Raw genomic sequence first — 12267 nt, forward strand, 5'->3', positions numbered from 1 at the left:
ATCCAAATTAACCCGAGGCGAGGGGGCGATAGATATCCATTTTGCGCTTGGCCTCGGTGAAAGTATTATCCTTCTCGTACGCCTGCCGGAAAAATTCATAGGCTTGCTTATAGTCATACTTATCCATGTAATACAGACCGCGGGAATACAAAGTCGCGGCGTCGTAGGATGCGGTACCGCTTTCATCGAGGAGATTAATCGTTTCGTCATTCAGCTCGATATCCAGCTTTTCGGCCAGTTCCTTAACCAGTTCTTTTTGCATGGCGAAGTAATCCGGCTTGCCTTCGCGTTCAACCGTCGTTATGATCTCTGAGGTTTCCACTTTAACGGCTTTAATCAACATTTTGGAGTTATTTTTGTCGAGTTGAGTAATGCTCCCGAAGATCATCATCTGGGCTCCCAGCATCTTGCCGACACGGACAGCAGTTGAGGTTTCAACCATGCCGGATTTGCTCAATTCCAATTCCTTCAGGATATATTCAATTTTATCCCGTTCGACGACTTTGAGATCACTGATTTTACCAAAATCAGCCTCAAAGAAATCAGCCAGACCTTTGGTTATAAAGCCGAGTTCCTCCTGATATTTTCCGACCGAGTAATTATCGAATTCCATTATAGCGATTGTTCTGATTTTACCGTCGCCTTCTTCGGGGCAGATCATCATATCGCGTGCCTTGAGAATCTTATACCAATGATCGCGAAGCTGCTGCGGCCAGAACTCGTAGGGGAGATGAATTTTGCAGGGGCCGATATTAGCCATTTTGTCAAGAAGCGAAAAAGATTCCTTAATGAAGTTTTCGCCTTTTCCGAACGTTAATAAGCTTGAGACCGCGTAAACAGCGATACTGTCTTTGGGTTCCAGGTTCCCCGAAGCCAAAAGCTCATTGGCGACCGCGATGCCTTTATCGAACTCCAGATCAGTATAGTACGTTATGGCATCGCTGAGACGATCAGATACTGTCACTTCATCCTGCGCCGATGCAATGGCTGGAAGAGATAATATTAGCAATGGCACGAGTAAAAAGAAGATGGTTTTATGAAGTGGATATTTGGTTAACATGAAAGATACCTCCACCTGTATATTTTTTATTTTTATCCTTACGGAAAATTCCCGTTTTTCGAGCACAAATTCAGATTCGATTTTCTATTCCTCAAAATCGAAAATTAGCTTATGTGATCCGCCTTTTTCAACAAAAACTGTATCTGTTTTTTCGAGCTCCCGGTCATTGAGGACCAAAACAGCCTTGATTATGTGTCGCCCGACTTCCATTCTAAATGTATTATTGGTTCGCCGCTCCTGTGGAGTACCGTCAATAAATACGAGAGCGCCGATTATCGGTTTGGATCCGATCCGGACTTCTCCGTATTCTTTGGCGGGACGCTGCGGCGGAAACGTAAACGCAAAAGATTTTACAATTGTATCATTGGCCGGGATTTCAATTTTTTCGCTAAATCTCTTTTGCCGACTGCGGCTGTTTTCGACTTTTATCGTATATGGGCCTTCCGGTAATTCAGCGGTGAATGATTTTTGATCGCGAGCTTGAAGCTCGTCATCGATATATATGTCGCCGGATGGATTAACGCTCAATCTAAGATAACCGTTCTCGATAATTTTGTCTTCAATCGTTTCTATATAAAATATCCGGGCCCGCGAATATTCGCTCTGATTCCCATCGGCATCAACAGATTTTACTCTCCAATAGTATAATCCATCCGCCATATCGATATTGGGAGTGTATCGGTTGTCGGTTAATTCAGGGATGTTTTGCGACGATATAAAATCGGCGTCATCGCCAATTTCCAATCTGTATGTTGATGCGCCTGTTGCCGGAGTCCAGGTAAAATCCGGCAATGCTGTCATAAGAGTATCGTTATTTCCGGGGGATACCAATCCGGGCGGATTGATAGAACGTGAATCGTCGCCACTCCAAAAAACGAAATAGGTGATTGCCGCGAGGATAATAATTGAAATGCCGGAAATAATGACGGGATTGTTTTTCTTTTTCGTCATGATTTTTTTCGATGATGTGATCGGAGATACTTGCGGTTGGGGCTGCGCGACCGGAATTTTATCTTTTACAGGCGCGTTGGTCAGCAGTTTTTCAAGAGCTTCGCGCATCTGGCCGACCGAAGCGTACCTGTCCTGCGGTTCCCGACTGATTGATTTCATAACAATGGTGTTGAGCTCACGAGAGATTTCGTTCACGATATGCCGCGGCTGTTTGGGATCATTAAATAACTTGGCGTCGCGCAAAGCGAAGGCATTGTCACCGGTGAAGGGCAATTTCCCGGTGAGCATAAAATACAAAGTTGTTCCCACGGCGTAGATATCGGCCTTGGCATAATCTATATCTTTGGTCGGATTGAATTGTTCGGGAGGCATATAGGTTGGAGTGCCACAGGAGCTTCCGGCCACGGTCAGGTTGGGATCGCTTTCGCCCTTGGCAATCCCGAAATCAATGATTTTGACCTGGCCGTTCCTATCAATCATGATATTGCCCGGTTTTATATCGCGGTGGAAGATACCTTTATTGTGAGCGAATTCGAGGGTTTCCAATACGCCGCAGATGATCTGGATGGCTTGCTGGGGTTCGAGGCGCTCCCTCTCCTTAATCATATCTTCAAGGGTAACGCCGTCAATGTATTCCATGGCGATAACAATATCGTCACCGTGATTGAAGAAATGCTTAATCTGACAGATGTGGCCGTAGCCATCGAGAAGAGCCAGTTTATCGGCTTCCTGTTTGAATCGTTCGACGAGGCGCGGATCAGAGAGGACTTTTAACACCACTTTCAGGTTAGGAACATCCTGGTGAACAGCCAGATAGACCTGGGCCATGCCACCCGCGCCGATTTTTTTCAATAATTTATAATTTCCGATTTTTTCCGTCATGCAAAAATATACGGATTTAAAAAATGGCAGGCAATAATAATAAAAAAATGGGGAACCAAGTTTTGAATCTTCTGTTAGTGTATTCCAATAATCAGATAATGATCAAATTGGAGGAAGTCTGATGAATTCAGCCGCGCGATTTATTTCGGCCTTGATGCTGGCAGCTTTACTTATAACGGCTCTGCACGCTTACGCAGCCTGAGATAAATTAGGTGAAGAGCAGAAAAAGGCTATGGCCGATTATCAAGGGCTCATTCAACCTGACCAAGAATCATTTAAGATGATGGAGGTAACTTCTATTCGACAAAAATAGAAAAAGCGGACTTTTCGGGTACCGCCTTTTTAAGATTTCTCGTCCTTTTATTATTTAATCGGCGATAATACTCTCCGCCCGCGCCTGCACAATATCTCTAATTGAAATTATACCCGTTAACTCATCATTATCCATTATGGGGATATGCCGAATCTTATTGGCTGAAATCAGGTCGGCGATTTTATCAATATCGTCGTCAGGTGAGCCCATAACCAGGTTTCCGCTCATGTGATCGCCGATGCGCATATCCATCATATCTCCCCGGTACCGAAAAGCAAGATGAAAGATATCCCGCTCGGTAATTATTCCGATTGGCTTTTTATCAGCGTCAACAACAATGAGTGAGCCGATTTTATTGTCGATTAATATTCTCATAGCCGACTCAATGGTATCACGATGTTTTATAGTAACGGGCGGTTTCTTGTTTTTTAATAGTTCTTTAATCTGCATCAAAGTCCCCCGATCGGTAAAAATGTTTCCTAATAATTAGCGAATTAACCCATTCCTGTCGATACAATATACCACAATTGAACCATTAATTCAAGTCGTTTCACGATATTAACGTCTCCTGTAAACCGTATCGTCAAGAGTGCTATAAATATATACGGATTCTCATAGAATATTATTGCATATGATGACGTGTAAAATATTGACGGCGATATAAATTGTGTTTTCCCTGGTAATAATTTGTGCAAATGAGTGCACCGAAATAGGTTTGTGTTGATTAAGATATATCGGATATCAAAGCGGGCAATTCCTGATTTATTCGAAGATTATTGAAAATGGCAATAGCCGTCAATCTAAATTTCGGTTATGTTTAAGAATGCGTTAAGCTTAAATGCTTTCCCCAAATAATTTAAAACACCCCGGGGGAAAATCCGTTGTTATTTATAGGTGTTCAAAAATCGAACAACCTAATTAGTTTTTTCCGCCGTACGGTTTGAAGATTGGTATATGCTTTGCTCAATATCGATTGGCAAAATCCGTTGCTCGTTACGGATTAATAAAAATATCGCGGCCAGTAATTCCGGCCCCAACCGGAGATTGTATATGAAACGTCTTACCATTATCATTTTAATGATCGCGTTAGGTATTTTATGTCTCAATGTCGTTTATGCGGATAATGACTCTGCGACACGGCAAAAGACGAAAGATTTGCGTTTGGGAAAAACTCAAACCATGTTATTTCCTTCAGCGCCAGTAAATCTAACCAGTACGGGCAAAGAGATTAAAAGCCCGGGCGCCAAAGCGGTGGGAGCGTTAGAAGTCACTCAGGGAGGTGACAATATTGCCTCGGCGGTCGTCATTAATTCAATGCCTTTTACCGGGACGGGTACAACGGCCGGATATAATGATGATTACGAAGAGAGTTGCAACAGCGAAGCGGATCAGGATTTTGCAGATGTTGTTTATTCATTCACTCCCAGTGTGAATGGCTTACTCAATGTCGTCTCGTGTAACTCCTCTTATTTTACAAGGCTTTGGATTTATCAAACCTCAGAGAGCAATTTAATCGCCTGTAATCGGGTTAATCCAATTTGTACCGGGCTTCCGCGCGCTGCTTTGCTGGATATTTCACTTGAAGCCGGTGGTACTTATTATATAATTGTTGACGGCGATAGATTATTGGGCGAGGGACCGGGAGCATATACGATCGAATGCTCTTATGAAACCGCGCCGGAATTAACCGACTCAACGATGCTGCACCCGGCGGCGGCCTATTCCGGAACAACCGATATTATCTTTGGCTGGGAAGAAAACGCTGCCGATACAGCAGTGTTCTGGTATGGCTCCAGTGACGCCGGTATGAATTTTCCGTCGGCCGGGGCTTTTAACGGTGAATTTTATTATCCTTCGGTAGATTACTGGGGCAACGGTTCTCAGTTTTATGGTACCATGGTTCCGGGGTCGAGCGAAGAAAACGGAGCTCCGATATTATTGGTTAGTTTCGAGAGTTCGACTGATATAAATACATGGAGTTTATCATCATGGAGCTGGGGGTCTATGGGGTGGAGAGACATGAAAATGGCTGATATCGCCTGCGAAAGCTCACAGGAATTTTCACAAGCTCCCGGCCAATATCGCTTTGGTGTAATTTCATTTATCAGCACAACCACTTATGATGTCGGTATGACCGACGGTCCGCATTTATTTTACCAGGCCGACGGACCGGATATGGGGACGTTAAGCCTGTATTGGCTTGACGGTTGCAACTCGACGACCTGTGATATAGATCCGGTATCCAAATTTTCTTATGCCGTTTATGATTTTTATGATCCCGATGCCAGTCAATGGCAATTATTTATTCGTCGGGATTTATTCGGCGATCCGAACGACATTACTTATAGCAACGCTTATATTTATTCTATGGAAGACGCTTCCGATCATGTCATGCACCCTTCGATTGCAGCCAGCGACAGCAATATTGTAATTCTGAGTGAGTTTTATTCGGATAGTACTTCTGAAGATCGGGATATTATCTGCTGGTATAATGAGGGATCTGACGGGGATCATGGCTCGATGCTGACCAGCGTTGTCGTCGCCTCCACCGATGACGAACGATTTCCCCGAGTCGTAAATGTTTCCGAGGATATTTATATGGGGACGTTTATCCGAGGCGACACCCTATTTCAGATTGTAACTCACGATGCCGGAGTAACCTGGACCGAACCGCAGGCTATTAGCGATGTCGAGACCGATGAGGTTGTCAATGAATACCGTACTTCGGATTTGTCAGAATACGGGACCATTGCCGTATGGGAATATCAAATGAAGGGCGATCCCGATACCAGTAAATTCATTCACTTCGCCGGAATATTTTTAGATACTGACGAAGACGGAATTAGTGAGGCTGTCGATAACTGCCCTTCGGTTCCTAACCCGAATCAGGATGATGTTGATGTCGATGGTGTCGGCGATGAGTGTGACAACTGTCCCAATACATATAATCCCGATCAAGCCGATGGTGATGGGGATGGAGTTGGGGATGTTTGTGTGGTAATTTGCGGTGACGCAAACGGTGATGAGAATGTGAATATTGGCGACGCTGTCTGGCTTATAAATCTGGTTTTCAGAGGCGGACCTGCTCCTGAACCCCTTGAAGCAGGCAATGTTAACTGTGACGACCGGGTCAATATCGGCGATGCCGTCTGGCTGATAAATCGGGTTTTCAGAGGCGGTCCGGGGCCTTGTGAATGTAGGTGATATTCAAACAACAAGAAGTACTCTGCGAGCCCTTGAAAAAGGGCTCTTTTTTTGACTGTTACCGTAATGGATTAATCGATAATAACTTAATGAATATTGTAGACCCCAGACAATTAACGTATAATTTTATACTTTGTGAAAGATTTCACTTGATTTTTTCGGCCAATAAACCTATCATTTTAGTAGGTTTTTGAGTTAAAACAATGTTTTTGGGTAATTGGAGCTATCGGAAATGAAATTTCCAACCCGGGCTCGATATGGTTTAAGAATGATGGTTGAATTGGCTCGTTTACAGCAAAAGACCGCATTGGTTCAATTGAAGAATATCGCAAAGGTAACGGGCTTATCGAAAAAATATTTGGGCCAGCTTATAATTCTTCTCAAAGATCATGGGTTGGTTATAGGAGTTTCCGGACGGGCCGGAGGTTATCAGTTGGCGCGGCCGGCTCGTGAAATAACTTTACGACAGGTTATAAGGGCGGTGTACGGTCCGATATTCGCGACCGAATGCGTGGCCAATCCGGATGTATGTTTGAATGCCGTGTTTTGTGAAACTCGAACGATCTGGTCTCTGATTTCTGACAAGGTGCAGGAGATATTGGATCAATATACTCTCGCTGATTTAGTTGACCGGGATTGGATAACTCGGATTAAGGACGAATATCCGGATTCGCCATATTTGCATTTGCAAAGCCTGGCGTTGGAAAATAAAGATATTTATATGTTCGGATGTCCATCCGAACGAAGTGAATTGTGATTGCTTGAAATAAGTGGGATTAAGAATATAAAAGGGCGGTAATATCTGGAGGGATATATGAACGCACTACAATTGTTTAATTACATCGCCATTGCCTTTTTTGCGCTTGTCGTATTAATCAAAATGATACGGATAGCGCGAATGCCGATTCATCTGAGGTGGGATTTATATCCCATTCCCCATGAAAAAGGGAAGGGTGAATATGGCGGGTCGTATTATGAAGAAATTGACTGGTGGACCAAACCCCGGGATGTTTCACTTTTTAGTGAATTAAAAGAGATGGCCAAAGAAATCATTTTTGTCCATTCGGTATATAAGAACAATCGCTCCTTATGGATTTTTTCTTTTCCCTTTCATTTTGGACTGTATTGCCTGATCGGGTTTTTGGTTCTGATTTTAATCGGAGCTTTGATGGGATTGTCTGGAAATGCGCTATCATCCGAATCAACGGGAATTGGCACTTTCGTTTATTCATTGACAAATATACTGGGTACGGCAGGCTGGGCGCTTAGTATCATTGGCGGAACCGGGCTTTTTCTGTCGCGTATTTTCAGGAATGATTTGCGCGGACCGTCGGTAATGTCGGATTATGTCAATCTCCTGTTTATGCTGGCGTTCCTGATCACCGGTTTTATCGCAGGCTGGATGTATGACGGCGGATACGTTTACCTGCGTTCGTATGCCCAAAGTTTGATTACGTTTTCTCCGGCGGGAGTAATGCCGCCGGCTCTTGAGACTCATCTCTGGGCTCTGGGAGCGTTGTTATTCTATTATCCGTTTACGCACATGACGCATGTCTTTAGCAAATATTTTACATACCATAAAATTCGCTGGGAAGATTCGCCTAATACTCGGGGCAGTAAAATAGAAAAATCAATTATAAACGCTCTGGGATATCGCGTCAGTTGGTCGGCCTCTCATATCAAGGCAGGTTCGACCTGGGCCGAAGTGGCAACCACGAATCCGACCGAGGAGAAAAAGGACAATGGCTAAATCGAAAGTATCAATAAAAGATTTTGAAAGTAAAGAGGGGCAGCTTGTCAAACTCGATCAATCGAGATTTTTGCCATTACCGCCGCCATATGACAAGCTTGAACTGGAACCAAAATTTAATGAGCTGGCTCCGGAAAAGAAAGAAAGGCTGGAATGTGATCTGGACGGCGTGACGGCCTTCAAATTTCCTCGACCGGAAACCGAGGAAGAAAAGCAGGAGTTGGTCGAGAAGTTTTTGGCAGGTCTTCAGAAACTATTCCAAAAAGAGAATAACTGGACCTTTTTACAACCGCTGTTTCTTACGATGGAGTACTGCGTCAAATGCCAAACCTGCGCGTCGGCTTGCCCCATTTTTAACGAATCGGGACAGGAGGAGATTTATCGTCCGACCTTCAGATCGGATATAATGCGGCGTTTGTATAAAAAATATGTCAAAAGCGGTGGCAAGATATTCGCCAAATTATCGGGCAATGATATTAATGCCAGCTGGACGATGGTGGCCCGTTTGATGGAGTTGTGTTATCGCTGCACGATATGCCGGCGTTGCGCGCAAACTTGTCCTATCGGGGCTGATAACGGATTGGTGACTCGTGAACTGAGAAAAATTTTCAGCCAGGAGATGGGCATCACCGTTACTCCGCTTCACGAGAAAGGCTCCATGCAGCAGCTAAAAGTTGGTTCCAGTACGGGCATGTCAACCGTAGCTTACCTTGATAATATTGAATTTCTCGAAGAGGAGGTTGAAGAGCGCGCCGGGATGAAATTCAAATGGCCGATGGATAAGGAAGGCGCTGATATCCTTCTTATTCATAATGCCGGAGAATTTTTGGCCTGGCCGGAAAATCCCGAAGCCTTCGCAATAATTCTCGAGGCAGCCGGAATTAACTATACTTTATCAAGTGAAGCAATTGGGTATGACAGCGTTAATTATGGCACCTGGTACGATGACATGCAATTCGCCCGGGTGGCCCTCAGACATGTGGAAGTCGCCAAGAAACTGGGAGTAAAGAAAATCGTTATAGCGGAATGCGGTCATGCTCATAAGGCCTTGACGGTCATTGCCGATCGTGTCTTGACCGGCGATTTTAATATACCCCGTGAAAGTTCAATGACTTTACTGCGGGATATAATCAAAAGCGGACGATTGAAACTCGACCCATCGCGCAATGATGATATTACCGTCACTCTTCATGATCCCTGTAATATGGTTCGTTTGATGGGCATCGTTCAGCCGCAGCGCGATGTTCTCAAAGCGGTCTGCAACAATTTCCGCGAAATGACACCGCATGGAGTCGAAAACTATTGTTGTGGCGGGGGGAGCGGTTTTGCCATCACTCAGGATCTAAACTTCCCGGATTGGCGGCAAATAGTCTCGGGGCGCGCCAAATTGCGGCAGATTCTTGATGTTTTTCAGGATATTATTGAACCCGAACACAAGAAATATGTTTGCGCGCCATGCTCTAATTGCAAGGGCGCAATGAGGGATATGTTCGCGGCGTATGGTTTATTCGACCGGTGCAATATCCTCTACGGCGGGTTGGTTGAGCTGATTGTCAATGCTATGCCGGAAATCGAAGAGCCGTTCCTTGAATGGGATTGGCGTTAGAATTGGAGTTCGAATTAGTCAAAAGGTTAAACGCCCGGAATTTAATTATAAATTTTCGGGCGTTTCTAATTTGATTTTTGAATTATTCGATTCTAATCATTTGATGCATCATTGAGATTTGAGACGACTTTTTCTGAACGGATAATGCAGTCATTGAGACCGATGCCGTCGTAGGCGTTGCCGGTAAAATACAGGCCGGGAAATTTGCTTTCGAATTCCATTAACTTTTTTATCTTATCCGGATGCCCCATGACAAATTGGGGGATTCCCTTTAACCATTTGAATATTTTGACATAATCGGGTTCATTCTTTATGCCGAGAATTTCTGACAGCTCACGGTGAAAGAGAGCCGTGAGTTCATCATCAGTCAAATTAATTGCTTCCGGATCGGTGGCGCCGCCGATCATGGTTCTTAGTTGCACCATATTCATGGGTGAACGCCCGAAGAAGATCGAAGACGTCCAAATGGAGCCAAGGATACGCTTATCCTGATTACGAGGGATTAGAAAACCAAATCCGGAAAGGTCGTGCTCAATATATTCGGATTTGTATCCGAAGCAGGCGACGGTGATTGACGCATACGGAATAGATGATAATAATTGAGATAGTTCGTCGTTCAATTCCCCGGTTAAGGCCGAAGCGGCGTAGGCCGGGGCGGCGCAGATGACGGCGTCGTATTTTTCGGCGGGAGTAAATTTGAAATTCAACTCAAAGCCATCATTGATTTTTCTAATAGCGATGACTTCCATTCCCGATTTTATGTCATTGAAATATTTTTTCTCAAAAGTTTCGATCAGAGTATTGAGGCCGTTTTTAAAAGAAGTGAGTCGCCCCTGCGGTCCGACCGGGCCGCCTTTACTTCCCTGTTTTTTTCTGGCTATCATGGCCTTAATAAGTGAGCCATGATTTTTTTCCATCTCTTCCATGATTGGAAAACAAGCTCGAAGTGATAGTTTTTGGGCGTCGCCTCCGTATATTCCGGAAACCATCGGAACAATTAATGTTTCCGCAGCTTCACGACCGATTCTTCTTTGGGCGAAATCAAAGATTGATTCGTCGTCATCGTTAGTTTTTGCTTTAATAAAAAATTCACCCATAAGACGAGCGCGTCCTCTTAATGAAATCAGCGGGGAGCTTAGGAATTTGGGAGGAGAAGGATTAATCTCGTGTAGTTTTTTATTGCGATAGATGTAACGTTTTTCGGCCTTTGGATTAGCCGGTTCGAGCAAATCATCAATACCCAATTCTGAAACTAATTGCAGAGTCAATGGAACTTTATCGAGAAATCCATTCGGTCCCCAATCAGATATAAAACCGTCTTTGCGGTCAGTCCCGATAGTTCCTCCCAGACGTGATTCCTTTTCAAAAAGTGTCGGGTGATATTTATCGCTATGGCGCCGCCTGAGAAAATGAAGGGTGGATAATCCGGAAATACCACCGCCGATGATTGCTACTTTTTTCATAATTCAACCGATTGTTTTGCCTCGATCTTTTCCCGCACCAGGGAATCCAGTAGTTCGATGAATTTCGGATCATCATTGAAAGACTCGGTGCGGATGAAATTTACGATCCCGGATTCAAGAGCGATTTCTTTTAGCTCAATATCGATTTCATGCAAGGTTTCGATATGATCCGATACAAAGCTGACCGGTAAAACTACCAAATTTTTGACCCCGTCATTGCCCAGCTTTTTGATTAAGGATTTTGTTTCCGGCTCCAGCCACTTTACCGGGCCGCTTCGGGATTGATAGGATAGGTGATATTGATGCCCTTTGCCTGCCAGTCTAACCGTTTCCTTAACCTGAGTGACATAGGGATCGCCGCTCTCGACTAATTTGACCGGAAGCGAATGAGCGGTAAAGAGAATATGAATATTGTTCTTATCAGGCATTTTAGAAATCCCATCATTGATTCGGGAACGTAAAAGCGAAATAAAATCGCGGTGATCATACCAATGAGGGATTAATGATATGCTGATATCGCTTTGCGAGTGACGAACCCATTTGATAATATCAGCAAGCGATGTCCCGGTCGTGGCAAGAGTATAGTGAGGATAGAGGGGCAGGATAATTATATGTTCACATCCGTCTTTTACCGCCCGGTCGAGTTTATCATGTATAGAAGGGGGCGTATATCGCATGCCGATATATGTTTTGACTTCAGGGAAAGATTCACTTAATAGTTTTTCCAATCCGCCAGCTTCTAATTTAGTCCATTTCAATTGCGGGGAGCCGCCGCCGATCATTTCATAGCGCGCTCTTACTTTTTGGGCGCGACGGTTTGAGATAAATCGCGCCAGTGGTTTTTGCAGTAAAATTGACAAAGGCAGTTTAATAATGTTTTTATCGCAAAAGAGATTGAAAAGATATGGCTGGATATCGTCGAGGGTATTGGGGCCGCCCATATTCAATAAAAGGACGCCCCATTTCTTAGCCGAAAAATCAAACTCATCTGCGGGATATTCGAGGTAATTGCTGAGCGATTTAAATTTCTCAATCATA

9 protein-coding genes are annotated in these 12267 nt (G+C 44.2%); 4 read left to right on the plus strand and 5 right to left on the minus strand.

Going from position 1 to position 12267, the window contains the following annotated elements; all coding sequences use genetic code 11:
* Positions 1–7: 7 nt before the first annotated feature.
* The 3 genes from V3V99_11425 to V3V99_11435 form a co-directional block, all read right to left on the minus strand.
* Positions 8–1060, minus strand: a complete 1053-nt coding sequence (locus V3V99_11425; protein ID MEE9443262.1) for a CsgG/HfaB family protein — start codon at positions 1058–1060, stop codon at positions 8–10.
* An 84-nt stretch (positions 1061–1144) separates the two neighbouring features.
* Entirely contained in the window at positions 1145–2893 is a 1749-nt protein-coding gene (locus V3V99_11430) for a serine/threonine-protein kinase (protein MEE9443263.1), read from the minus strand.
* A 367-nt stretch (positions 2894–3260) separates the two neighbouring features.
* Positions 3261–3656, minus strand: coding sequence for a CBS domain-containing protein (locus tag V3V99_11435; protein MEE9443264.1), 396 nt, complete (start codon positions 3654–3656; stop codon positions 3261–3263).
* Between the two features lie 600 nt (positions 3657–4256).
* Here V3V99_11435 and V3V99_11440 point away from each other — a divergent pair.
* From V3V99_11440 to V3V99_11455, 4 genes are all read left to right on the plus strand, one after another.
* Positions 4257–6410, plus strand: coding sequence for a thrombospondin type 3 repeat-containing protein (locus V3V99_11440; GenBank protein ID MEE9443265.1), 2154 nt, complete (start codon positions 4257–4259; stop codon positions 6408–6410).
* 232 nt (positions 6411–6642) lie between these two features.
* Positions 6643–7167: an Rrf2 family transcriptional regulator gene (locus V3V99_11445; GenBank protein ID MEE9443266.1), complete on the plus strand. Its 525-nt coding sequence runs from the start codon at positions 6643–6645 to the stop codon at positions 7165–7167.
* A 57-nt stretch (positions 7168–7224) separates the two neighbouring features.
* Positions 7225–8160, plus strand: a complete 936-nt coding sequence (locus V3V99_11450) for a respiratory nitrate reductase subunit gamma (GenBank protein ID MEE9443267.1) — start codon at positions 7225–7227, stop codon at positions 8158–8160.
* The gene (locus tag V3V99_11455; GenBank protein ID MEE9443268.1) at positions 8153–9766 is read left to right on the plus strand and encodes a (Fe-S)-binding protein; all 1614 of its coding nucleotides are present in this window, start codon (positions 8153–8155) and stop codon (positions 9764–9766) included. The genes V3V99_11450 and V3V99_11455 overlap by 8 nt, the downstream gene beginning before the upstream one ends.
* A gap of 92 nt (positions 9767–9858) precedes the next feature.
* On the opposite strand, the gene hemG is transcribed toward V3V99_11455, so the two are convergent.
* Entirely contained in the window at positions 9859–11229 is a 1371-nt protein-coding gene (gene hemG / locus V3V99_11460; protein ID MEE9443269.1) for a protoporphyrinogen oxidase, read from the minus strand.
* Positions 11226–12266 (minus strand): ferrochelatase, encoded by a 1041-nt coding sequence (gene hemH / locus V3V99_11465; protein ID MEE9443270.1) that lies wholly within the window; start codon positions 12264–12266, stop codon positions 11226–11228. The genes hemG and hemH overlap by 4 nt, the downstream gene beginning before the upstream one ends.
* Position 12267: the final 1 nt, after the last annotated feature.

The organism is Candidatus Zixiibacteriota bacterium, from assembly GCA_036480375.1.
Taxonomy (GTDB): Bacteria; Zixibacteria; MSB-5A5; order GN15; family JAAZOE01; genus JAZGGI01.

Coding starts and splice junctions, on each gene's coding strand:
- V3V99_11445 (MEE9443266.1), top strand. CDS start 6,643: ATGAAATTTCCAACCCGGGCTCGATATGGTTTAAGAATGATGGTTGAA.
- V3V99_11440 (MEE9443265.1), top strand. CDS start 4,257: ATGAAACGTCTTACCATTATCATTTTAATGATCGCGTTAGGTATTTTA.
- hemH (MEE9443270.1), bottom strand. CDS start 12,266: ATGATTGAGAAATTTAAATCGCTCAGCAATTACCTCGAATATCCCGCA.
- V3V99_11425 (MEE9443262.1), bottom strand. CDS start 1,060: ATGTTAACCAAATATCCACTTCATAAAACCATCTTCTTTTTACTCGTG.
- hemG (MEE9443269.1), bottom strand. CDS start 11,229: ATGAAAAAAGTAGCAATCATCGGCGGTGGTATTTCCGGATTATCCACC.
- V3V99_11455 (MEE9443268.1), top strand. CDS start 8,153: ATGGCTAAATCGAAAGTATCAATAAAAGATTTTGAAAGTAAAGAGGGG.
- V3V99_11435 (MEE9443264.1), bottom strand. CDS start 3,656: ATGCAGATTAAAGAACTATTAAAAAACAAGAAACCGCCCGTTACTATA.
- V3V99_11430 (MEE9443263.1), bottom strand. CDS start 2,893: ATGACGGAAAAAATCGGAAATTATAAATTATTGAAAAAAATCGGCGCG.
- V3V99_11450 (MEE9443267.1), top strand. CDS start 7,225: ATGAACGCACTACAATTGTTTAATTACATCGCCATTGCCTTTTTTGCG.